The 23,061-nt window shown below is 73.9% G+C and carries 20 protein-coding genes; 11 read left to right on the top strand and 9 right to left on the bottom strand.

Going from position 1 to position 23,061, the window contains the following annotated elements; genetic code table 11:
* Nucleotides 1-117: 117 nt before the first annotated feature.
* The 6 genes from ACFYSC_RS16130 to ACFYSC_RS16105 form a co-directional block, all read right to left on the bottom strand.
* Nucleotides 118-933, bottom strand: coding sequence for a hypothetical protein (locus tag ACFYSC_RS16130; protein WP_389961659.1), 816 nt, complete (start codon nucleotides 931-933; stop codon nucleotides 118-120).
* 52 nt (nucleotides 934-985) lie between these two features.
* Nucleotides 986-2,209, bottom strand: a complete 1,224-nt coding sequence (locus ACFYSC_RS16125) for an NRAMP family divalent metal transporter (RefSeq protein ID WP_389961657.1) — start codon at nucleotides 2,207-2,209, stop codon at nucleotides 986-988.
* A gap of 145 nt (nucleotides 2,210-2,354) precedes the next feature.
* Complete coding sequence (locus tag ACFYSC_RS16120) at nucleotides 2,355-2,912, bottom strand: hypothetical protein (RefSeq protein ID WP_389961655.1); 558 nt, start codon at nucleotides 2,910-2,912, stop codon at nucleotides 2,355-2,357.
* Nucleotides 2,913-3,138: 226 nt separating this feature from the next.
* On the bottom strand, nucleotides 3,139-4,092 hold the full coding sequence (locus tag ACFYSC_RS16115) for an LLM class F420-dependent oxidoreductase (RefSeq protein WP_389961653.1): 954 nt from the start codon (nucleotides 4,090-4,092) through the stop codon (nucleotides 3,139-3,141).
* A 167-nt stretch (nucleotides 4,093-4,259) separates the two neighbouring features.
* The gene (locus tag ACFYSC_RS16110) at nucleotides 4,260-6,710 is read right to left on the bottom strand and encodes an ABC transporter permease (protein WP_389961855.1); all 2,451 of its coding nucleotides are present in this window, start codon (nucleotides 6,708-6,710) and stop codon (nucleotides 4,260-4,262) included.
* Nucleotides 6,710-7,441: an ABC transporter ATP-binding protein gene (locus ACFYSC_RS16105; protein ID WP_389961652.1), complete on the bottom strand. Its 732-nt coding sequence runs from the start codon at nucleotides 7,439-7,441 to the stop codon at nucleotides 6,710-6,712. The genes ACFYSC_RS16110 and ACFYSC_RS16105 overlap by 1 nt, the downstream gene beginning before the upstream one ends.
* A 98-nt stretch (nucleotides 7,442-7,539) precedes the next feature.
* Between ACFYSC_RS16105 and ACFYSC_RS16100 the strand changes: the two genes are divergently transcribed.
* Complete coding sequence (locus tag ACFYSC_RS16100; RefSeq protein WP_389961650.1) at nucleotides 7,540-8,148, top strand: response regulator; 609 nt, start codon at nucleotides 7,540-7,542, stop codon at nucleotides 8,146-8,148.
* Between the two features lie 46 nt (nucleotides 8,149-8,194).
* Here the strand turns inward: ACFYSC_RS16100 and ACFYSC_RS16095 are convergent, their stop codons facing one another.
* Nucleotides 8,195-10,273 (bottom strand): sensor histidine kinase, encoded by a 2,079-nt coding sequence (locus tag ACFYSC_RS16095; protein WP_389961648.1) that lies wholly within the window; start codon nucleotides 10,271-10,273, stop codon nucleotides 8,195-8,197.
* Between the two features lie 264 nt (nucleotides 10,274-10,537).
* Between ACFYSC_RS16095 and ACFYSC_RS16090 the strand changes: the two genes are divergently transcribed.
* The 7 genes from ACFYSC_RS16090 to ACFYSC_RS16060 are packed head-to-tail and all read left to right on the top strand — an operon-like array spanning nucleotide 10,538 to nucleotide 18,625.
* Nucleotides 10,538-10,663: a hypothetical protein gene (locus ACFYSC_RS16090; protein WP_362940234.1), complete on the top strand. Its 126-nt coding sequence runs from the start codon at nucleotides 10,538-10,540 to the stop codon at nucleotides 10,661-10,663.
* Nucleotides 10,660-10,749, top strand: a complete 90-nt coding sequence (gene kdpF, locus ACFYSC_RS16085; RefSeq protein ID WP_389961645.1) for a K(+)-transporting ATPase subunit F — start codon at nucleotides 10,660-10,662, stop codon at nucleotides 10,747-10,749. The genes ACFYSC_RS16090 and kdpF overlap by 4 nt, the downstream gene beginning before the upstream one ends.
* A 1-nt stretch (nucleotide 10,750) precedes the next feature.
* Nucleotides 10,751-12,400: a potassium-transporting ATPase subunit KdpA gene (kdpA, locus tag ACFYSC_RS16080; protein WP_389961643.1), complete on the top strand. Its 1,650-nt coding sequence runs from the start codon at nucleotides 10,751-10,753 to the stop codon at nucleotides 12,398-12,400.
* Nucleotides 12,397-14,517 carry a potassium-transporting ATPase subunit KdpB gene (kdpB, locus tag ACFYSC_RS16075; protein ID WP_389961641.1) on the top strand — a complete coding sequence of 707 codons (2,121 nt, stop codon included), beginning with the start codon at nucleotides 12,397-12,399 and terminating at the stop codon, nucleotides 14,515-14,517. The genes kdpA and kdpB overlap by 4 nt, the downstream gene beginning before the upstream one ends.
* Entirely contained in the window at nucleotides 14,518-15,396 is an 879-nt protein-coding gene (locus tag ACFYSC_RS16070) for a potassium-transporting ATPase subunit C (RefSeq protein ID WP_389961639.1), read from the top strand.
* 5 nt (nucleotides 15,397-15,401) lie between these two features.
* Nucleotides 15,402-17,960, top strand: coding sequence for a DUF4118 domain-containing protein (locus ACFYSC_RS16065; protein ID WP_389961852.1), 2,559 nt, complete (start codon nucleotides 15,402-15,404; stop codon nucleotides 17,958-17,960).
* On the top strand, nucleotides 17,957-18,625 hold the full coding sequence (locus tag ACFYSC_RS16060; RefSeq protein WP_389961637.1) for a response regulator: 669 nt from the start codon (nucleotides 17,957-17,959) through the stop codon (nucleotides 18,623-18,625). Before ACFYSC_RS16065 ends, ACFYSC_RS16060 begins: the two co-directional genes overlap by 4 nt.
* A gap of 72 nt (nucleotides 18,626-18,697) precedes the next feature.
* On the opposite strand, the gene ACFYSC_RS16055 is transcribed toward ACFYSC_RS16060, so the two are convergent.
* Together ACFYSC_RS16055 and cobF are read right to left on the bottom strand one after the other, a co-directional pair.
* Nucleotides 18,698-19,279, bottom strand: coding sequence for an AAA family ATPase (locus ACFYSC_RS16055; protein WP_362940216.1), 582 nt, complete (start codon nucleotides 19,277-19,279; stop codon nucleotides 18,698-18,700).
* Nucleotides 19,280-19,321: 42 nt separating this feature from the next.
* Nucleotides 19,322-20,050, bottom strand: a complete 729-nt coding sequence (cobF, locus tag ACFYSC_RS16050) for a precorrin-6A synthase (deacetylating) (protein WP_389961635.1) — start codon at nucleotides 20,048-20,050, stop codon at nucleotides 19,322-19,324.
* Nucleotides 20,051-20,221: 171 nt separating this feature from the next.
* Between cobF and cbiE the strand changes: the two genes are divergently transcribed.
* From cbiE to ACFYSC_RS16035, 3 genes are read left to right on the top strand one after another with little or no spacing between them, the layout of a single operon-like run.
* Nucleotides 20,222-21,574, top strand: a complete 1,353-nt coding sequence (gene cbiE / locus ACFYSC_RS16045) for a precorrin-6y C5,15-methyltransferase (decarboxylating) subunit CbiE (protein ID WP_389961633.1) — start codon at nucleotides 20,222-20,224, stop codon at nucleotides 21,572-21,574.
* A complete protein-coding gene (gene cobM, locus ACFYSC_RS16040; RefSeq protein WP_362940207.1) occupies nucleotides 21,571-22,314 on the top strand; it encodes a precorrin-4 C(11)-methyltransferase in 744 nt (247 codons plus the stop codon). The genes cbiE and cobM overlap by 4 nt, the downstream gene beginning before the upstream one ends.
* On the top strand, nucleotides 22,299-23,027 hold the full coding sequence (locus ACFYSC_RS16035; protein WP_389961631.1) for a cobalt-precorrin-6A reductase: 729 nt from the start codon (nucleotides 22,299-22,301) through the stop codon (nucleotides 23,025-23,027). The genes cobM and ACFYSC_RS16035 overlap by 16 nt, the downstream gene beginning before the upstream one ends.
* The last annotated feature ends 34 nt before the right edge of the window (nucleotides 23,028-23,061 follow it).

Genomic DNA, 23,061 nt, shown 5'->3' with positions numbered 1-23,061 from the left:
TCCCTCTACCCCGGCGTTCCCGTAAGTCACACCGGCGCGAATACGTCCCGTACACGCGCCGGGACCGTACGGATGCGAGGCGTGGCGCGTCCGGCCCGCGGACGGTCGACGGGCGGGTCAGCCGGGGGCCCGCTCGTACAGTTCGTCCAGCGGCGCGAGCTCCCCCGCCGGTACGGCCAGCCGTACCGGCTCGCCGTCGCCGTCCCCGCGCTCCGGATCGCCCAGCGAGGCGATCTGCTCCCAGGTGGCGAACCGGCCGCCCCGGTTCAGCCACCTGATCAGCCTGTTGACCAGCCACGGAGCCTTCCCGCCCGGGCCCCGCTCGTAGCCGAACAGCCGCCCGGCGCGTCGGGGGACGACGATCAGCCCCTCGACCCGGAAGGCCCGCTGGACCTCGCCCAGCATCGGCCCGTCCTGGCTGAGCCGTACGTCGGCCACCCGTCCGGCGGGCTCGCCCGCGGCGTCCACGACCCTCCGGCCGAGGAGGGCGCTCAGCCGTCTCGCGTCCGCGGCGGACTCCCCGGGCGGCGGCCACGCGGCCCGCTCCGGGGCTCCGGTCTCACCGCTGCCCGGGATGGGGGCGATGACGTGGTCCCGGACCCAGCGCTCCAGAGCGAGGTCCCCGGTCTCCCCGCCGATCCTGATCGCGCTGCCGATCTCGGAGACGAGCGCCATGGGGATCCGCCGCGGCCCGGGACGTTCCTCAGGCCGGAACAGCTCCGTCACCGCGACCGTCAGCCGGCCCGGCACCCCGCCGAGCCGGGGCCCCAGGGCGAGCGGTCCGGCCAGGATCGACGCCACGTACGGCCGGCCGTCCGGTCCCGGCAGGAGCTCCAGCTCGTCGACCTTGCACAGCAGGCGGCCGTCTCCGGCCCGGACCACCTGGCGGTCCAGCAGGTGCAGCTGGGCGTGGACGCACCGGGCCGCCGTCATCGGTCCTCCCTCCTCGCCGGGGAAGCCCCCGCGGGAGCCCGACGGGCCGCCGTCACTGGCCCGCCTTGGTGGCGATGAGCAACGGCACCGCCGCCACGGCCACCACGCAGAGCAGCACCATGTACAGCGTTCCCAGGGTGTTGGCGAACCTGCCGTTGACCCGGTCTCCCATGTAGTCGGGATCGTTGGCGATCATCAGAACCGGCAGGTAGGTCAGGGGCAGCGCGGCGGCGGAGAAGACCAGGGAGTACTCCGTGACCGTGATCGGGTCGATGGTGGTGAGGATGAGCGCGGTCGCGGCGACCATGACGACCAGCACCACCGCGTGGAACCTGGCCGCGTCCCTGGGCCGCAGCCGCTTGCCCCACTGCCAGCCGAAGTACTGGCTGAGGGTGTATCCCGACGACAGGGCGGTCTCCAGCGTCGCGCCGAACGTGGCGGCGAAGATCCCGAAGATCACCAGGGCCAGGCCGATCCCGCCCAGCCCGATCCCGGCCGGCAGCACCATCTGGCTCAGGCTGGAGACCTGGGCCTGGAGCGGCAGGAAGACCGTCGCCGCGCACCCGGCGATCGTCAGGGAGAGGAATCCGCCCAGCGGGAAGCCGATGAACACGTTGGCCCGCTCGACCGCCAGATCCCGCGCGCTCCAGCGCTCCTCCACGCCTCCCGAGGAGAAGAAGAACACCTCGTACGGGGTCATCGCGCCGCCCAGCAGCGCGATCGCGTAGTACCAGTACGTCGGCGCGCCCTCGTCCTGCGGCGGACCGGCCAGCTGCCCGGCCAGCTCACCCCAGTCGGGCCCGAGCGTCCACAGCGTCACGGCGAAGACCACCAGGGCGAGCCCGGCCAGCCCGAAGACCCGCTCCATGGTCTCGAACCTCACCCGCCACATCACCAGCCAGGCCACCAGCGCGACCCCGGGCACCCACAGCAGGTAGTTCACCCCGGTCGCCAGCTCCAGTGCCAAGGAGGCGCCGCCGATCTCGGCGGCCAGGGTGAGGACGTTGACGAAGAACGACGCCGCCAGGTTGACCAGGCCGGCCCGGGGTCCGAGGCGCTCGCGGACCAGGTCGAAGACGGGCCGGCCGGAGACCGCGGCGACCCTGCCGGACATCTCGGCGAACAGGCAGATCCCCACGACCCCGACGACCACCACCCAGGCCAGCGACATCCCGAAGCGGGAGCCGACCAGGGCGTTGCCCACGAGGTCGCCGATGTCGACGAACCCGCCGAACGCGGTCAGGATGCCGAGCGTCACGGCGAACAGCTTCTTCACCGCGACCGCCCTTGTCCCACGCCGCGTGCCCACGCCGGGATCGCCGGGATCGCCGGACTCGCCGGGAACGCGGTCCGTCCCGTGCCGTGCGTCCACGGGGTCGCCGCGCCCGGCTCCCTCCCGCTCTCCGCCGTGCCGCGCGGCCTCACGAGCGGTGCTCCTCGCCGAACCGCCGCAGCCGCGCCGCCAGGTCCCGCAGCTCCGCCGCCGCCCGCGCCGGGTCCTTCACGCCGCCGCGCCGGACCTGCACGAGCAGCGCGTCCACCTCGTCCTCGGCCCGGGTCGTCAGGCCCATCAGCTCCTCGCGGACCCGGTCGGAGGCGTCGGAGGGCGGCTGAACACCGCCGAACTGGTCGTTGACGCTGCCCAGCTCCCGGGCGCTCTCGGTCAGCACCGTCTTCAGGTAGGGGGTGAACAGCTCGTCCTGCCGCTGCACGGCCAGCCGTACCAGCTCGGTGCCGGAGGCGGCGGTCTCGGCCGACGCGGCGGCCTTCAGCGCGTAGTCGTGGTCGTCCCAGGCCGGGCTGACGCATCCCGCCGTCGCGAGGACCGCCGCGAGGACCACTGTGAGGACCGCGGCGCGGGCCGCCGCGAGGACGGCCGCGCGGGCCACGGCAGGGCGGGCCGCCGTACGGGCCATGGCGACCCACGCCGCCGTGCGGGTCACGGCGGCCTGCTCCGCCCGCCCGGAGGCGCGCCTCACGTGCGCCTTCTCAGCAGGAAATAGGCCAGTACGCCGAGGAGTACGGCGAGCTGCCCCCAGGCGATCAGGAGAACGAGACCCTCATCCGTCACCCTTCTCTGTTTTCCCGGGAGCGCGGATCCCACTCCGGTTCCGCCGCCTCGGCACACGCGGAGCGGCGTCACCGGCCGGCGGATCGTGGACGGAACGCCGCCTCCGGTGCGCGGAGGCGGCGTGAGCACCGGCCTCAGCGCACGCGGGGCAGCACCTCGCGTGCGTAGAAGTCGAAGAAGGCGTCCTGGTCGGGGCCGATCTGGCTGATGTAGACCTCGTCGAAGCCCGCGTCCACGTGCTCCTTGATCGACTGGACGTGCTTCTCGACATCGGGTCCGCAGGGCGTGGAGGCGGTGGCCTGCTCCTCGGTGACCATCTCCGCGAGCTGTTCGAAGTGCCGCGGCAGCGGCAGGAGCTGGGACGCCTCCCCCGGGATGCCCTGGTTCGGCCAGAGCCGGTGCACGGTCCTGCGGGCCTCGGCCTCGTCGGTGGCGTAGCAGACCTTCAGGCCGGTCTGGGTGGGCTTTCCCTCACCGCCGGCCTTGTGGAACCGCTCCACCAGCTCGCCCGCGGGGCCGGTGCAGATGTACCCGTCGCCGATCCGCCCTGCCAGTTCCACGGACTTCTCGCCGAAGCCGGAGACATAGACGGGCGGCGGGCTGTCGGGCAGCGTGTACAGGCGGGCGTTGTCGACGTCGTAGTGGACGCCGCGATGGGTGACCAGCTTGCCCGACCACAGCTCCCGCATGAGCTCGACCGCCTCCTCCAGCATCTCCAGCCGCTCGGAGACCGGGGGCCAGCGGGACTCGATGATGTGCTCGTTCAGCGCCTCTCCGGTGCCGACGCCGAGCCGGAACCGGCCGCCGGTGAGCACGGCGCTGGTGGCGGCGGCCTGGGCGATGACCGCCGGGTGGATGCGGACCAGCGGGCAGGTGACGGCCGTGGTGATCGGCAGCGAGGTCGCCTCGGCGATGGCGCCGATGACGGACCACACGAACGGGCTCTGCCCCTGCTCGTCGATCCAGGGGTGGTAGTGGTCGGAGATCCACAGCCCCTCGAACCCGGCCCGCTCGGCCAGCTTCGCCTGCCGTACCAGCTCCTTGGGGTCGTGCTCCTCGCTGGAGAGGAAGTATCCGAACCTGGTCATCGTTGCCTCCTCGACGCCTTCGTTCCAGTTCAGTGGCCATACCCGGGGTGACGAGGACAAACGGAACGGCCGGAGGAACGCGGGCCGGGCCGCGGCCGCCCGGCCCCGCCCCGGTCCACCGCCGGGGTCCGAAGCCCGTCCGGGCTCCGGGTCCCGGGCTCCCGCCCCTACTCCCGCGCGCCGACCGCCTCCGCCGGGCGCCGGCCCAGGACGACGCGGGCCGGCAGCGCGGTGGCCGCGAAGGCGAGCACGGCGACGGTGCCGATCACCGCGAGATAGCCGAGCGGCGGGACGTACGGCGCCGCCGACCCCGTCATGCCCGCGCTGAACGCCGTGAGCGTCATCAGCGCGATGCCGGTTCCCAGCGTCACCGCGGCCACGAGCGCGACCAGGGTCTCCAGCCCGAGCATCCGGCGCGCCTGCCGCCGTGTCGTGCCGACCAGGCGCAGCAGCGCCAGCTCCCGTGACCTCGCCGAGGTGGACATGGCCAGGGTGTTGACCACGGCGATCGCGGTGAACGCGATGATCAGGCCCATCGCGACGTAGTTCACCTCGGCGTTCGCCGGGACGGCCCAGGCGGCCCCGGCCGTCTCCGCCACGCCGGTGCCGGGCACGGCACGCGCGAGGTCCGCCCGGGTCAGGGAGGGCGCCGAGACCAGCGCGGTGCCGAGCGGGTCGTCCACGTGCCGGGCCACCAGCGCGTGGGAGAGCGTGAGGTCGCCGAATCCCAGCCCGCGGCGGTAGATCGCGGTGACGCGCAGGTCGGCCGGGGTTCCGTCACCGAGCGTCAGGCGGAGCCTCCCTCCCACCCGGACGCCGAGCCGTTCGGCCGCCTTACGGCTGACCGCGACCGCGTCCTCGCCGAGGCCGTCCAGCCGTCCGGCGACCACGCCCAGGTCGAGGGTCCTGCCGAGGTCCTCACCGGTGACGCCCTGCGCGCCGTACTTCTCCAGGCCCACCCGCACCGAGGTGTGCAGCGTCTCGGTGACCGCCTCGACGCCGGGGAGGCCGCGCAGGGCCGCCGCCGCCCCCGAGGGCAGGTGCGGACCGAGGACGTGCCCGGCCACGGTGCCGGCCGCCGCCTCCCGCCGGGCGGCGTCCTCCACGGTGGTCTGCGTGAACAGGATCGTGCAGGTCATCGCCACCATCAGGCTGAGCGGTGTGATGATCGAGGCCAGGCGCGGCGCGCCGGTCCGCAGGTTGGCCGCGGCCAGGTGCCCGCTCGCCCGGAAGGCCCGCAGCGGCGTTCCGAGCAGGCCGGCCGCCCCCCGGGCGACCAGTGGGCCGAGCAGCGCCACGGCGACCGTCCACACCAGCGTGGTGAGCATGGTGACCGGGGTCGCCGCCGCCTCGGCCGACAGGGACGACAGCACCAATGTCAGCGCGAGACCGCCCCCGGCGCACAGCAGGCCGGCGACCAGCCTGCCCACCGGCAGCAGCGCGGCCGGCGCCGCCGCCTCGCCCAGCGCCTCCACCGGGCGGATCCGTACGGCGCGGCGGGCCGAGAGCCGGGACGCCGCCCACGCCGCCACCATGGTCGCCGCGAGCGCCACGAACGCCGGGAACGGGCTGACGACCAGCCGCAGGTTCGGCGGCATGGCGCCCAGCGCGACGAACCGGGAACGCAACCAGAATCCCAGGCCGACACCGGCCGCCGCGCCGACCAGCCCGGCCACCGCGCCGACCAGCAGCGCCTCGCCGCCCAGCATCTTCCGCACCTGGCGGGGAGTGGCCGCGACGGCCCGCAGCAGGGCGATCTCCCGCTGGCGCTGCTGGACGGACAGCGCGGACGTGCCGACGACGACGAGGATCGCCACCAGCAGCGAGGTGCCGCCGAGCGCGCCGCCGAGGCTGATCAGCCGTACCCTCGCCTGTTCGGCGTCCGGGAACTCCACGACACCGCGCTCGTCCCCGGTGGCGGCGAGCGCCCGGACGCCGCCGGGGGCCGCGGCGGCCTCGCGCAGCGCCGCGGACACGTCCACCGCCGGGAAGACGCCGACCGCGCTGACCATGCCCGGCCGTCCGGCCAGGCGGCGGGCCTCGGCGGGAGAGAGGAACAGCGTCTCCCCGCCGGGCAGGTCCCGGTCGGTGACGCCGGTGACCAGGTAGGTCCGGTCACCGTCCGGCGTCCGCACCGGCACACGCGCGCCGGGCGCCAGGCCCGCCCCGGCCTCCACGGCCACCTCTCCGTCCGTGCGCGGCGCACGGCCCGCGCTCAGGGTGAACGGGGTCAGCGCCGCCGACTCCCAGCCGTGCCCCTCGAAGGGGCGGCCGGCGACGTAGAGGGGGAACGTCACCTCGGTGACCACCCGCGAGACGCCGGGGAGGCGGCGCAGCCGTTCGGCCAGGGACACCGGAACCCACGCCCGCTCGGCCAGCGGCTTGGCCTTGGTCTTGGTCTTCTCCGCCGACTTGCTGATCGTCTCGCGGACGAACCGGTCGCCGGTGACGACCACCGGGGTGCCCGCGTAGCGCTCCGGGGCGACGCTTCCGCGCAGCCCCGTCTCCAGCAGCATGCCGCAGGCGCAGACCAGCGCGGCGGCGCAGAGCAGGGCGACGAACGCGCCCGCGAAGGCGGCGCCGCGGTGCCGGATCGTCCTCATCGCCAGGGAGATCATCACACCCACGCTCCCAGCCGGGTCATCCGCTCGGCCACCTTCTCGGAGGTGGGGGCCGTCATGGAGGTCACGATCCGGCCGTCCGCCAGGAACAGGACCGCGTCGGCGTAGGAGGCGGCCATCGGGTCGTGGGTGACCATCACCACCGTCTGCCCGGTGGCGTCCACGATCTCCCGCAGCAGCGTCAGCACGTCCCGGGCGGTCATCGTGTCCAGCGCCCCGGTCGGCTCGTCGCCGAACACCACCTCGGGCCGGGTGACCAGCGCGCGGGCGATGGCGACCCGCTGCTGCTGGCCGCCGGACAGCTGGGCGGGCCGGTGGCCGGTCCGCCCCCGCAGGCCCACCCGGGAGACGACCTCGTCCAGCCACGCCCGGTCCACCCGCGTCCCGGCCAGCCGCAGCGGCAGCGTGATGTTCTCCTCCACGGTGAGCGCCGAGACCAGGTTGAACGCCTGGAACACGAAGCCGACCCGCCGCCTGCGCAGCTCGGTCAGGGCGGTCTCGTCCATCCCGGACAGCTCGGTGCCGCCGAGCCGCACCGACCCCGAGGACGGCACGTCCAGTCCCGCCGCGCAGTGCAGGAACGTGCTCTTGCCCGACCCCGAAGGTCCCATCACCGCGGTGAAGCTCCCGCGCGGGATCCCCACCGACACCTCGCGCAGGGCCGCGACCGCGCCCTGTCCCTTCCCGTACACCTTGCTCACCGCGTCCAACCGCACCACGTCCGTCATGTCTCCAACCCTCGCGGCGGGGCTCGGCGCGGACCACGGAGGTGATCACCGATCGGGCATGACCTCATCATGATCCGGACACTGGTAGACATATCCCTGTGATCCGTGTGCTTCTCGCCGAGGACCAGCACATCATCAGGGGCGCCCTGGCCGCACTGCTCGGCCTCGAACCGGACCTGGAGATCGTGGCCGCCGTCGACTCGGGCGACGCGGCCCTCTCCGCGGCCCTGGTCCACCGTCCGGACGTCGCGGTGCTCGACATCGACATGCCCGGCGCGCTCGACGGCCTGGCCGCCGCCGCCGAGCTGCGTGAGAGGCTGCCGGGCTGCCGCACCCTCATGCTGACCAGGCACGGCAAACCGGGTCACCTGCGCCGCGCGCTCGGCGCCCAGGTGGACGGGTTCCTGCTGAAGACCGCACCGCCGGAGGACCTGGTCGCGGGGATCCGCGCGGTCATGGCGGGGCGGAGGGTGCTGGACCCCTCGCTCGCGGTCACCGCCTGGAACCTGGCCGACAACCCGCTGACCCCCCAGGAGGCCGACGTGCTGCGGCTGGCGGCGAGCGGCGCCGACGCGGCCGAGATCGCGACCCGGCTCTTCCTCGGGGCCGGAACGGTGCGCAACTACCTGACCGCCATCGTGGCCAAGCTCAACGCCCGCAACCGCACCGACGCCGTCCGCATCGCCACCGAGGCCGGCTGGATCTGACCCGCCCGCCGGTCGGTACGGCGCCCAGGCCGCCGGCTCGAACCGGTCACCGTACCGACCCGCCCGCCGGTCGGTACGGCGCCCAGGCCGTCAGCTCGAACCGGTCACCGTCCCGGGCCGTGCCGAGCCGTCCGTCCAGGGCCGCCACGCGGGTGGTGAGGTTGCCGAGCCCCGCCGAGCCCCGCCGGACCCCGGCCCCGCCGTCCGCGCCGTCGTTGCGCACGTCGAGCCGTACGCCGCCCTCCTCCGCCGCCGTCGTGATCACGCAGTGCCGGGCCGCGCTGTGCCGCAGCACGTTGGTCACCGCCTCCCGCAGCACCGTGCCCAGCACGGCGTCCACCTCGCCGGGAAGCGCGCCGTGCGCGAGGGAGACCTCGGCGCGGACCCCCGCGGCGGCCAGCACCGACCGCGCCGTCTCCACCTCGTCCGCCAGCGACACCGCCGCGCGCTCACCGGAGACGACCCGCAGGTCCGTCTCGGCCTTCCGGGTCATCGCCAGGACCTCCACCAGCTCGGCGCGGGCCCGCTCCGGGTCCAGCCGCCTGGCCAGCTCGCACCTGAGCAGGATCGCGGCCAGGCTGGAGCCGAGGAGGTCGTGCAGGTCACGGGCGGCGCGCAGGCGCTCCTCGACCACGGCTGAGCGGGCCAGCCCCTGCCTGGCCTCCCGCAGCTCCCTGACCAGCTGGGCGAGCCTGACCAGCCCGTACATCACCAGTCCGGTCACCAGCGTGCTCACCGTGAAGTTGACCGTCACCGGGACCGGCAGGCCGAGCAGCACCGCGGCGACCGCCGTGCCCGCGACCACGCACCCGGTCAGCGGCCAGGCCACCGCCGCCGGGAACGCGAGCAGGACCGGGCCGGCGAGGAACCCGGACACGCCCAGCCACGCCCTGCCGAACACCGGGATCGGCGCGAAGGCCAGCAGCGCCATCACCGCGAGCGCGGCCATGTGCCGCCCGGTGACCGAACGGACCTGCATGAAGGCGATCACCGCGAGGCAGGCGGCGGCCGGCGCGAACAGATGCGCGGGGACGGTCAGCAGCGCCTTGGCCGAGAACCCGAGCAGCACGGCGACCAGCAGCACGACGGACAGCCGGTAGGCGCGCGGGTCCTCGGCGGGCGCTGACGGCCCCTGGTCCGCGGCCGGCGCGGGCAGCACGGTCTCGACGGTCAGCCATCCCTCGGCCGTCAGGTCCGTCGACAGGCCGCCGCCCGCCAGCGCGGCCTGCCGGGCCGACTCGGCGAGGCCCTCGCCGTCGGCCGTGCGGGCGCCGTCGTGGACGACGCGCAGCCGTACCGTCCCGTGTGCCGCGACGGTCTCGATCAGGCACTTCCTGACCGTGTTCTGCCGCACCGCCCCGACCACGACCTCGCGCAGCACGGTCGCGAGCAGCGCGCCGGCCGGGCCGAGCGGCTCGGTGTGCCCGGCGCGGACCTCCACCTCGGCGCCCGCCGCCGCCAGCATCGCCCGCGCCGTCGTCACCTCGGGCGTCAGGGACGTGGCGCGGTAGCCGGCGGCGGCGGCCCTGGCGTCGGCCAGCGAGCGGCGGGCGGCGCCGACGACCTCGCCGAGCACCTCACCGGCGTTCTCCGGCCGGTCGAGGGCGAGCCGGACGCCCCCGGCGATCCCGGCGAGCCCCCGGCCGATGCCGTCGTTCAGTTCGGCGGCGATGCGCAGCCGCTCCTCGGCCGCCGCCGCCATCGCCAAGGCCAGACGGGCGGCGTGCACCTCCTCCACCCGCTCGGCGAGCCGGGTGAGGCCGCAGATCACCAGCGAGACGAGCACCATGCTGATCACCGAGTCCGCCGGGCCGATGACGGCGGCGCTGACCGCCACCGGCACGGCCAGCGGCCAGGCGCGGGTCAGCAGCAGGGACCCGCCGGCGAACCCCAGGATCCCGACGGAGGTGCCGAAGCCGAGGACGGCCGTGTAGCAGACCAGCACCTGTACGGCCGGCAGCCACGGCCGCCTGAACCGCCGCAGGCCGGGCGACACGTGGACGAGCTGGAGCCCGAAGGCCACGGCGGCGAGCGGTGAGCCCGCGAGGACGTAGACGGCCGCGAAACCGGCGAACACCACGCCGGCGATCATCCGCGCCAGGCGGGGCACCGGAACCCGCGACATTCAGAACCCCCGCCCCTCCGAACCGGGGCAAGCCTACGGCGAGGCCGTCGTCCGCCCGTCACGCGGCCTCTCACGGCCGTCGCCGGGATCCGGCCGGACCGCTCGCTCGCCGGTTCCGCTCCCGTCTCCCCCACCGGGGCGGCCCGCTCCGCGGGGGCACGTGTACGGATCCCGTCAATTCTCGGCCGGATGCCGTATGGAACCCGTCAAGAACCGCAAAGTGCGACAAATCCAGCGATTTGCTTGCTTCATGGCCCTCCGTCCATGGACGGCCGTCAGCAGTCGATCCGGATTCGAGGAGTGGAGATGGCCGACGTCGTCTTCGTCGCCCTGACGATCGCGTTGTTCGTGATCCTGGGGCTCGTCGTCAGGGCGGTGGAGCGCCTGTGAGCGTGATCAACGCCACCGGCCTGGCAGTCGCCGTCGTGCTGGTGATCTTCATGGTCGCCGCCCTCCTCTTCCCGGAGCGTTTCTGACATGGCGGCCCTTTTCATCGCGTCCCTCGTCCTGGCGCTGGCCCTGGTGCACAAGCCGCTCGGCGACCACATGTACCGGGTGTACACCGGCGACCGGCACGCCGCGCCCGAACGCCTGATCTACCGGCTGCTCGGCGTCCGCCCCGACGCCGAGCAGCACTGGGGCGCCTACGCGCGCAGCCTGCTCGCCTTCTCCGCCGTCTCGCTCCTCGCCCTGTACGGCATGCAGCGCCTCCAGGACAGACTCTGGCTCTCCCTCGGCCTGCCCCCGGTGACCGACCACATCGCGTGGAACACCGCGGTCAGCTTCGTCACCAACACCAACTGGCAGGCGTACTCGGGCGAGTCCACCATGGGCCACCTGGTCCAGATGGCGGGCCTGGCCGTGCAGAACTTCGTCTCGGCCGCGGTCGGCATGGCCGTGGCGATCGCCCTGGTCCGCGGGTTCGCCCGCCGGAACGCCGACACCGTCGGCAACTTCTGGGCGGACCTGGTGCGCGGCACCGTCCGGATCCTGCTGCCGATCGCGTTCGCCGGCGCGCTGGTACTGGTGGCCGGCGGCGTGGTGCAGAACCTCGCCGCCCCGCACGAGCTGACCACCCTGACCGGCGGCACGCAGAGCATCACCGGCGGCCCGGTGGCGAGCCAGGAGGCCATCAAGGAGCTGGGCACCAACGGCGGCGGCTTCTACAACGCCAACTCCGCCCACCCCTTCGAGAACGGCACGGGCTGGACCAACTGGTTCGAGATCTTCCTGATCCTGGTCATCCCGTTCTCGCTCCCCCGCACCTTCGGGAAGATGGTCGGCCAGGTCCGCCAGGGCTACGCGATCCTCGCCGTCATGGCGACGATCGCCCTGGTCAGCGTCACCCTGACCAACGTCTTCGAGCTGCAGGGCGGCGCGACCGTCCCGCAGGCCGCCGGCGCGGCGCTGGAGGGCAAGGAGACCCGGTTCGGCGTCGCGAACTCGGCCACCTTCGCCGCGGCCACCACCCTGACCAGCACCGGCGCCGTGGACTCCTTCCACGACTCCTACACCCCGTTCGGCGGCATGATGACGATGTTCAACATGATGCTGGGCGAGGTCGCGCCGGGCGGCGTGGGCTCCGGCCTGTACGGCATGCTCGTGCTGGCCGTGATCACGGTCTTCGTGGCCGGCCTGATGGTGGGCCGCACGCCCGAGTACCTCGGCAAGAGGATCGGCTCCCGTGAGATCAAGCTGGCCTCGATGTACTTCCTGGTCACACCGATCCTCGTCCTGGTCGGCACCGCGCTGGCCATGGGCAACGAGGCGGGCCTGGCCGGCCTGCTGAACGGCGGCCCGCACGGCCTCTCCGAGGTCCTCTACGCCTTCACCAGCGCCTCGAACAACAACGGCTCGGCGTTCGCCGGCCTCACCGTCAACACCCCCTGGTATGACGTGGCGCTCGGCCTGTGCATGCTGCTCGGCCGGTTCCTGCCCATCGTCTTCGTACTCGGCCTGGCCGGATCACTGGCCCGGCAGACCCCGGTCCCCGAGTCGGCGGGCACCCTGCCCACGCACCGGCCGCAGTTCGTCGGCATGGTCGTCGGCGTGACGATCATCCTCGTCGCCCTGACCTTCCTCCCCGCCCTGGCGCTCGGGCCGATCGCAGAAGGACTCTTCTCATGACCACCCAGGTCCCCGCCCGGGGCCGCCCCACGGCCCCCGAACGGAACGGCAAGGTCGGCGGCGGGCTGCTCGACCCCAGGCAGCTCCTCACCTCTCTGCCCGGCGCGCTGGTCAAGCTGAACCCCGCCACCCTCTGGCGCAACCCCGTCATGCTGATCGTGGAGATCGGCGCGGCGCTCACCACCGTCCTGGCGGTCCTCGGCCCGTCGTTCTTCGCCTGGGCCATCGCGGTATGGCTCTGGCTGACCGTGCTCTTCGCCAACCTCGCCGAGGCGGTCGCCGAGGGCCGGGGCAAGGCCCAGGCGGCGACGCTGCGCGCGGCCAAACGCGACATGACCGCCCGCCGGCTCAAGGGCCGCGACTCCGCCGAGTGGGACGTCGTCGGCGCCCCGGAGCTGACGCAGGGCGACTTCGTCGTCGTCGAGGCCGGAGAGATCATCCCCGGCGACGGCGACGTCGTCGAGGGCATCGCCTCGGTGGACGAGTCGGCCATCACCGGTGAGTCCGCACCCGTCATCCGGGAGTCCGGCGGCGACCGCTCCGCGGTGACCGGCGGCACCAAGGTGCTCTCCGACCGGATCGTCGTGCGGATCACCCAGAAGCCCGGTGAGAGCTTCATCGACCGGATGATCGCCCTGGTCGAGGGCGCCGATCGGCAGAAGACGCCGAACGAGATCGCACTCAACATCCTGCTGGCCGCGTTGACGATCATCTTCCTGGTCGCCACCGTCACCATGCAGCCGTTCGCGATCCACTCCAAGAACGTCAACCCGGGCGTGCCCGACTCCCTCGCGCTGACCGGCGACGGCGTCACCGGCGTCGTGCTCGTCTCGCTGCTGGTCTGTCTCATCCCGACGACGATCGGCGCGCTGCTGTCGGCCATCGGCATCGCCGGCATGGACCGGCTGGTCCAGCGCAACGTCCTGGCCATGAGCGGCCGCGCGGTCGAGGCCGCGGGCGACGTCGGCACGCTGCTGCTGGACAAGACCGGAACGATCACGCTGGGCAACCGCCAGGCGGCGGAGTTCGTCCCGGTGGCGGGGGTGACCGAGGAGGCGCTGGCCGAGGCGGCGCAGCTGTCCAGTCTCGCCGACGAGACCCCCGAGGGCCGCTCGATCGTCGTGTTCGCCAAGGAGCGCTACGGCCTGCGCGAGCGCGCGCCGGGTGAGCTGGTCCACGCCAAGTGGGTGCCGTTCACCGCGCAAACCCGCATGTCGGGCGTCGACCTCGACGGCCGCGAGATCCGCAAGGGCGCCGCGACCGCGGTGATGAAGTGGGTCCGTGAGAAAGGCGGTCACCCGACGGACGACGTCGGCCACCTCGTGGACGCCATCTCCGGCTCGGGCGGCACCCCGCTGGTGGTGGCCGACAGGGATCACGTGCTCGGCGTCGTCCACCTCAAGGACGTCGTCAAGCAGGGCATGCGGGAGCGGTTCGACGAGATGCGCCGGATGGGCATCCGGACCGTCATGATCACCGGAGACAACCCGCTGACCGCCAGGGCGATCGCGGATGAGGCCGGGGTCGATGACTTCCTGGCCGAGGCCACGCCCGAGGACAAGCTCGCCCTGATCAGGAAGGAGCAGGAGGGCGGCCGGCTGGTCGCCATGACCGGCGACGGCACCAACGACGCCCCCGCGCTCGCCCAGGCGGACGTCGGCGTGGCCATGAACACCGGCACGTCGGCCGCCAAGGAGGCCGGCAACATGGTCGACCTCGACTCCAACCCGACCAAGCTCATCGAGATCGTCGAGATCGGCAAGCAGCTCCTCATCACCCGGGGCGCGTTGACCACCTTCTCCATCGCCAACGACGTCGCCAAGTACTTCGCGATCATCCCGGCGATGTTCGCGGCGGTGTACCCGGGCCTCGACGCGCTCAACGTCATGCGCCTGTCCAGCCCGCAGTCGGCGATCCTGTCCGCGGTCGTCTTCAACGCGATCGTGATCGTGGCGCTGATCCCGCTGGCCCTGCGGGGCGTGCGGTACCGGCCGTCCAGCGCGTCGAAGCTGCTCTCCCGCAACCTCTGCGTCTACGGCCTCGGCGGCATCGTCGCCCCGTTCGCCGGAATCAAGATCATCGATCTCCTCATCCAGTTCCTTCCGGGGATGTCTTAAATGGAACGCATGCCAGGCTGGATCCGCCGGCACCTCGCCGCCGTCCGCGCGATCGTCGTCCTGACCGTCCTGCTGGGCCTCGCCTACCCGCTCACGGTGACCGGGATCGCCCAGGTCCTGCTCGGCGACAGGGCGGACGGATCACTGATCGAACGGAACGGCCGGGCCGTCGGCAGCGCCGCCATCGGCCAGAGTTTCACCGACGCCGACGGCGCCCCGGTCAGGAAGTACTTCCAGAGCCGCCCGTCGGCCGCCGGCAACGGCTACGACCCGCTGGCCTCCGGGGCGAGCAACCTCGGACCCGAGGACGTCGTGGACACCCTGCCGGTGCCCGGCGCCAGGGACGCCGGCGGCGACCCCGACGAGGGGCGGCTGTCGCTGCTCACCCAGGTGTGCGCGCGGTCGAAGGCCGTCGGCGAGTTGGAGGGCGTCAGCGGCGCCCGGCCGTACTGCACGGCCGACGGCGTCGGCGCGGTGCTCAAGGTCTTCCCCGCCGTCGGCACGCCCACCCGGGCGGTCAGCGTCAACCAGGCGTGTCCGGCCACGCCGTTCGTCGCCGTCTACCGCGGCGTCGAGGTCGAGTGCGGCAGGCCCGGCGAGGACTACTCGGCCGGCCGTACCGTCCCGGTGCGAGGCGGGGCCGGGACGCCCGCCGTGCCGGCGGACGCCGTCACCGCGAGCGGCTCGGGCCTCGACCCGCACATCTCGGTGGCCTACGCCGAGCTGCAGGCGCCCCGGGTCGCCAAGGAACGCGGCGTCCCCGTGGATAAGGTGAAGGCGCTCATCGACGAGCACACCACGGGGCGCGCGCTGGGTTTCATGGGCGAACCGGCGGTGAACGTGCTCCTGCTCAACCTGGCCCTCGACGAGAAGTGGTGATCGACGTGCCACGCGGGCGGCTGCGTGTCTACCTGGGCGCCGCTCCCGGCGTCGGGAAGACGTACGCGATGCTCGCCGAGGGCCGGCGCAGGCGGGACCGCGGGCAGGACGTGGTCGTGGGCCTGGTGGAGACCCACGGCCGTCCCCGCACCGCCGAGCTGCTCGACGATCTGGAGGTGGTCCCCCGCAAGGTCCTGTCCCACCGGGGAACGACCTTCGCCGAGCTCGACGCCGAGGCGGTCATCGCCCGCCGCCCAGGGATCGCGCTGGTCGACGAGCTGGCCCACACCAACGTGCCGGGGTCGCGGAACGCCAAACGCTGGCAGGACATCGAGGAGATCCTCGACGCCGGCATCGACGTGATCACCACCGTCAACGTCCAGCACCTGGAGTCGGTCAACGACGTCGTCCAGGAGATCACCGGCGTCCCGCAGCGCGAGACCGTTCCGGACGAGGTCGTACGGCGGGCCGATCAGGTGGAGCTGGTCGACATGGCGCCCGAGGCGCTGCGCCGCCGGATGGCGCACGGCAACGTCTACGCCCCGGAGAAGGTGGACGCCGCCCTGGCGAACTACTTCCGGGTCGGAAACCTCACCGCGCTGCGCGAGCTGGCGCTGCTGTGGGTGGCGGGCAAGGTGGACGACCAGCTCGACCGCTACCGCGCCGAGCACGGCATCGAGAGCACCTGGGAGACCCGCGAGCGCGTCGTCGTCGCGCTGACCGGCGGCCCGGAGGGCGAGACGCTCATCCGGCGGGCCGCCCGGATCGCCGCGCGGACCAAGGGCTCCGACCTGCTGGCCGTCCACGTGGTCCGCGGTGACGGCCTGACCGGCGCGGACCCGGCCGGCCTGGTCCGTCAGCGCACCCTCGTCGAGGACCTGGGCGGCACCTACCACCAGGTCGTCGGCGACGACGTACCCGGCGCGCTGCTCGACTTCGCCCGCGGCGTCAACGCCACCCAGCTCGTGCTCGGCGCCTCCCGCCGCGGCCGGTTCGCGCAGATCCTCTCCCGCGGGGTGGGGGTGGAGACCACCGCGCGGTCCGGCTCCATCGACGTCCACATGATCACCCATGCCGAGGCGAAGAGGGGCCGCCGCGGCCGGGCGCGGTCGGCCGCCGCGCTGACCCGGACGCGCCGGCTGGCCGGCTGGGCGATCACGGTCGCCGGCATGCCGGCGCTCACCGCGGCGCTCGTCCCGTTCCGGGACCGGCTGGCGCTGCCCAGCGAGATCCTGCTGTTCCTGACGGCGGTCGTGGGCGTCGCGCTCGTCGGAGGCATGTGGCCGGCCGTCACGGCGGCGGTGCTGGGCTCGCTGCTGCTGAACTACTTCTTCACCCCGCCGGTCCACACCCTGACGATCTACGCGCTGGAGAACCTCTTCGCACTGGTGGTCTTCGTCCTGGTCGCGGTGGTGGTGAGCGCCGTCGTGGACCTCGCGGCCCGCCGTACCAGGGAGGCCGCGCGGGCCGGCGCGGAGGCCGAGACCCTGGCGACGATGGCCGGGCACGTCCTGCGCGGCGACGCCGCCGTGCCGTCGCTGCTGGCGCGCATCCGGGAGACCTTCGGCCTGGAGTCGGTGACGCTGCTCGAACGGCGGCCCGAGGCGCGCCGGACGCCCGACGACCAGGGTGACCCGGAGGCGTGGCGGATCGTCGCCACCGCGGGCGGCCCGCCCTGCACGTGCCCGGCCGCCGCAGGCACCGAGGTGGTCATCGACGACGAGCTCTCCCTCGCCGCCTCCGGCGGGCTGCTCCAGGCCGCCGACCGCCGCGTGCTGGAGGCGTTCGCCGCCGAGACGGCCGTGGCGCTGCGCCAGGAACGGCTCCGCGCGGAGGCCGAGCGGGTCAGGCCGCTGGCCGAGGCCGACCGGATGCGCACCGCGCTGCTCGCCGCGGTCAGCCACGACCTGCGCAGCCCCCTCGCCTCGGCCAGGGCCGCGGTCGAGAGCCTGCGCAACACCGAGATCGACTGGTCGCCCGAGGACCGGGAGGAACTGCTGGCCACCGCCGACGAGTCCCTGGTCAAGCTGGACCGGCTGGTGGCGAACCTCCTGGACATGAGCCGCCTTCAGGCCGGGGTCCTCGGCCTGGCGTTGCAGCCCGTCGGGCTGGAGGAGATCGTGCCCCGGGCGGTCGACGACCTCGGCCCGCTCCGCGACGGCGTCGAGGGCGACATCCCGGTGGAGCTCCCCGAGGTCGTCGCCGACCCGGCCCTGCTGGAGCGGGTGCTGGTCAACCTGATGGCCAACGCCGTCCGCTACAGTCCGCCCGGGGAGAAGACGCTGATCACCGCCGGCCTGTACGGCGACCACGTCGAGATCCGCGTCGTCGACCGCGGCCCCGGCATCCCGCCGGAGGCGTACGAGCGGGTCTTCATGCCGTTCCAGCGTCTCGGCGACCGCGACAACCACACCGGCGTCGGGCTGGGGCTCGCGCTCTCCCGCGGCCTGACCGAGGCCATGGGGGGCACCCTCACGCCGGAGGAGACACCCGGAGGAGGTCTGACCATGATCCTGAGAATGCCCGTCTCCTCGCGGGCACAGGCCGTGCGGGCGCCGTCGTGACCCGGATCCTCGTCGTCGACGACGAGCCCCAGCTCCTGCGCGCGCTGCGGATCAACCTCGTCGCCCGCCACTACGAGGTCGCGGTCGCCGCCGACGGCGGCTCGGCGCTGCGGCAGGCCGCCGACTGGCATCCCGACCTGGTCATCCTCGACCTCGGCCTGCCCGACCTCGACGGGGTGGAGGTCATCTGCGGCCTGCGCGGCTGGACCAGTGTCCCGATCATCGTGCTGTCCGGCCGCGCCGGTGGCCAGGACAAGATCGAGGCGCTGGACGCGGGGGCCGACGACTACGTCACCAAGCCCTTCGGCATCGACGAGCTGCTCGCCCGCGTCCGCGCGGTCTCGCGCCGCTCCGCCGTACGGGAGGCCGAGCCGGCCAGCGTCCGGATCGGCGACCACGTGGTCGACCTGAGCGGCAAGACCGTCTCCGGCGGGACGCGGCTGACGCCCACCGAGTGGCGCCTGCTGGAGATCCTGGTGCGCAACCCCGGCAAACTGGTCGGCCGGCGGCAGCTGCTGACCGAGGTCTGGGGCGAGCGGTACGTCAGGGAGACGCACTACCTGCGCCAGTACCTGGCCCAGCTCCGCCGCAAGCTGGAGAGGGACCCGGCGCGTCCCGTCCACCTGATCACCGAGCCCGGCATGGGCTACCGCTTCCAGCCCTGACCCCGGTCCGCCGCGCGCCCGGGACACCGGGCCGGTGGGCGGGGCCGGGCCGGCGGGCCGGTCGGGGCGCGGTCAGCCGAAGTCGATCGACCGGAGCCGGCTCGCGACGCTCCGGTCGATCACCGTCACCCCCGAGGCGGGAACCGGTCTCCCGGCCCGCGCCCGGCCGGCCAGCGCCTCCCAGCGGCGGCGGTGCCGGTCGAACGTGACCTCGTCCACCACCCGGCCGCGGGCCCGCTGACCGGCCAGCGCCGTCTCCGGCTCGACGTCGAGCATCAGCAGGTGCAGCTGCGCTTTACTTCTGCGGGCCAGCAGGGCGAACCCGTACAGCACGAGCGGGCCGCACCCCCGGTTGTGGGCGATCACCGGGTGCCCGCGGGCGACCGAGCGGCCGATCCGCCAGAAATGGGTGGCGAACACGACGGCGCGGCGCACCGGCGCGGGGGCCGACGGCAGCCGCCCCGCCCACCGGTTACGCGACTGGTAGGAGTCGATGACCACCGTGTTCCCGACGACGACGGGCTCGCTCGCCGCCGCGTCGAGGCCGTACAGCCGCGACAGCAGGGTGGACTTCCCCGCACCCGGCAGCCCCGTCAGGATCACCAGGGAGCGGGCGGGGTAGCGCAACGTCTGGTCTTTCAGGGGGACCGGCATGATCTGTTCCAACGAATCCGCGGGGGAGAAGTTCCGCGTCCGTCAGGTGCGGCGGCGCAGGAGATACGTGTCCATGATCCAGCCCTTCCGGGCCCGCGCTTCGGCCCGCAGCTCACGGATCCGGTCGCCGACCTCTCCCACCGGCCCCTCCACCAGGATCTCGTCCTCGGTCCCGAGATAGGCGCCCCAGTAGATGTGGAAGTCGTCCAGGCCCGAGAAGGCACAGCGGGCGTCGAGCATGACGACCATGTCGTCCGCGGTCGGCCCCTCCTCGGCGAGGCGGCGGCCGGTGGTGATGTGCACGGGTCTGGCGACGCTGGTGAGGGTGGTGCGGTGGCGGGCGGTCAGCGCGGAGACGGCGCTGATGCCGGGGACGACCTCGAAGGGGAAGGGCAGCCGCTCCAGAATGGCCAGGGTGCTGTCGTAGACGCCGGGGTCGCCCCAGACGAGGAAGGCGCCGGTCTCGCCGTCCGCCAGGGAGTCGTCGATCATCCGCTCGTAGAGCGCGGCCCGCCGGGCGCGCCAGTCCTCGACGGCCTCGGCGTAGGCGTCCGCGGTCCGGTCCCGCTCGGGGTCGCGGCCCTCGACGATCCGGTACGGCGGGCGGCCGTGCTCCTCGATGAGGTCTCTGCGCAGCCTTACCAGGTCGTCCTTCTCCTCGCCCTTGCCGATGACGAAGAAGACGTCGGTGGCGGCGATGGCCTTGGAAGCCTGGATGGTGAGATGGTCGGGGTCGCCCGCGCCGATGCCGATGATCAGTAGCCGCTTCACGGTCCACAGTCTGTCACGCGGCGACTTGTACGATATTTCCTGCTATCAGCCTCAAGGAGTCAGGTGAACCTGGTCGGCCGAGGCCCGGACGACGCCGGGAATTCGGGTCACGCGCGCGCCGGGCGGCGTGTGGCCGACACCGGACGGCATGTGGCCGGTTCCGGGCGACGTGTGATCACCGTCGTGGGCATCGGCGCCGACGGCTGGGAGGGGCTCGTCCCCGCTTCTCGCCGCGCGGTGGAGACCGCCGACGTCGTGGTCGGCAGCGCCCGCCAGCTCGCCCTGGTGCCCGAGACGGGCGCGGAGCGCGTCCCGCTGCCCTCGCCGCTTCTGCCGAACCTCCCCGGCCTGCTGGACTCGCTGCTGGACCCACCACCGGGCTCACCACCGGGCTCACCGCCGGACCCGTCATCGGGCCCACCACCGGAACGGGTCGTATGCGTGCTGGCCAGCGGCGACCCGATGTTCCACGGGATCGGCTCCACGCTGGTCCGGCTGCTCGGGGCCGAGCGGGTCCGGGTGCTGCCGCACGTGTCGTCGGTGTCGCTGGCCTGCGCCCGGCTGGGCTGGCCGATGGAGAACGTCGAGGTCGTCAACCTCGTCGGCCGCCCGCCCGCCGCCCTCCGCGCCGCCCTGCAGCCCGGCCGCCGCGTCCTGGTGCTGGGCGGCTCCACCGCCGTCGTCGGCGACACGCTGGACGAGGCCGGGTACGGCCCGAGCCGGGTCGTCGTCCTGTCCGACCTGGGCGCGCCGACGGAGACGGTGGTCGCCGAGAGCGACCCGCGGACGGCCGGAAGCGGCCCGCAGGCGATCGGGGACGACCCCCGGACGGCCGGGGACGACCCGCGGGTAACCGGGGACGGTCCGCGGACGACCGGGAACGGTCCGCGGACGACCGGAAGCGATCTGAGGGTGATCGCGATCGACTGCGTGGCCGCGCCCGGGTCGCGGCCGCTCGCCCGGGTGCCGGGCCTGCCCGACGACGCCTTCGAGCACGACGGCCAGCTGACCAAGCGCGAGGTCCGCGCGGTGAGCCTGTCGCGGCTCGCGCCCTTCCCCGGCGAGCTGCTGTGGGACGTCGGCGCGGGCGCGGGCAGCGTCGCGATCGAGTGGATGCGCGCCCACCCGTCCTGCCGGGCGGTCGCCGTGGAGAGCCGTCCCGAACGGGCCGCCCGCGTCCGGCGCAACGCCGACGCCCTCGGCGTGCCCGCCCTGCGGGTGGTCGAGGGCGCCGCGCCCGCCGCGCTGGACGGGCTGCCCCGCCCCGACGCGGTCTTCGTCGGCGGCGGCGTCACCGTGCCCGGCCTCGTCGAGGCGTGCTGGGCCGCGCTGCCTCCGGGCGGCCGGCTGGTGGCCAACGCCGTCACGCTGGAGTCCGAGGCGGTGGTCGCGGGCTGGTACGGCAGGCTCGGCGGCGACCTCGTGCGCCTGGCCGTACAGCGCGCCTCGCCCGTCGGGGGCTTCACCGGCTGGCGCGCGGCGATGCCCGTCACCGTCTGGTCCGTCAGGAAGGACACCCCATGACCGTGTACTTCATCGGCGCCGGTCCCGGCGCGGCCGACCTGATCACCGTACGGGGGCTGCGTGTCCTCCAGAAGGCCCCGGTCTGCGTGTACGCGGGCTCCCTGGTGCCGCGCGAGCTGCTCGACGCCTGCCCGCCCGGGGCCCGGCTCGTCGACAGCGCCGGTCTCACCCTCGACGAGATCGTCGAGGAGCTCGCCTGCGGCCGGGACGTGGCCCGGCTGCACTCGGGCGACCCGTCGATCTTCAGCGCGGTGGCCGAGCAGATGCGCAGGCTCGACGAGCTCGGCGTGCCGTACGAGGTGGTGCCCGGCGTGCCCGCCTTCGCCGCGGCGGCCGCCTCCCTGCGGCGGGAGCTGACGGTCCCGGGGGTCGCCCAGACGGTCGTCCTCACCAGGACCTCGGCCAGGGCCACCCCGATGCCGCCCGGCGAGGACCTGGCGACGCTGGGCGCCAGCCGCGCCACGATGGTGCTGCACCTGGCCGTCCAGCGCATCGACGCCGTCGTGGCGGAGCTGCTGCCGAACTACGGCGGGGACTGCCCGGTCGCCGTGGTCGCCTACGCGGGCCGCGAGAACGAGGTCATCCTGCGCGGCACGCTGTCCGGCATCGCCGGGCAGGTGAAGGAGGCGGGGATCAGGCGCACCGCGGTGATCGTCGTGGGCCGGGCGCTCACCGCGAGCCGGTTCCCGGACAGCCACCTCTACAGCGCCGAACGGGACCGCGCGTGCGGCGCGTCCTGATCCTCGGCGGCACCGCGGAGGCCCGCGCCCTGGCCGGAGAGCTGACCGCGTGTGGCGTGCGCGTCGTCTCCTCGCTGGCGGGCCGGGTCTCCGACCCGCGCCTGCCCGTCGGGGAGGTCCGCGAGGGCGGCTTCGGCGGCCCCGACGGGCTGGCGGCCTGGCTGCGCGCCGAGCGGATCGACGCGGTGGTGGACGCGACCCACCCCTTCGCGGCCAGGATGACCGCGTCGGCGGCGGAGGCCGCCGACCGCACGGGCGTCCCCCTGCTGATCCTGCGGCGGCCCGGCTGGCACGAGGAGCCGGGGGACGCCTGGCTGCGGGTGCCCACGCTGGAGGGGGCCGCCGGGCTGATCGGCGCGGGTGACCGGGTGTTCCTCACCACCGGCCGCCGCAGCCTGCCGGTCTTCACGCGTCTGTCCGGCGCGTGGTTCCTGGCGAGGTCCGTGGACCCGCCGGAGCCGCCGGTCCCGGACAACGTCCACGTGATCCTCAGCCGCGGGCCGTACACGGTGGAGGGCGAGCTGGCCCTCATCCGCGACCACCGGCTCGGCGTCCTCGTCACCAAGGACAGCGGCGGCTCCATGACCACCGCGAAGCTCGTCGCCGCACGGCGGGCCGGCCTCCGGGTGGTCATGGTGGACCGGCCGCCGCCACCACCGGGCCTGCGCCGCGTCGCCACCGTGGCCGAGGCCGCGGACTGGGCTCAGGGGTAGCGGCGCGGGCCGTGCCCGCGAGCCGGTCCCGAGG

Source organism: Streptosporangium sp. NPDC004379 (assembly GCF_042873875.1).
GTDB lineage: Bacteria > Actinomycetota > Actinomycetes > Streptosporangiales > Streptosporangiaceae > Streptosporangium.
The sequence above is the reverse complement of the archived record's forward strand: the minus strand, read 5'-3'. Positions and strand labels throughout refer to the sequence as shown.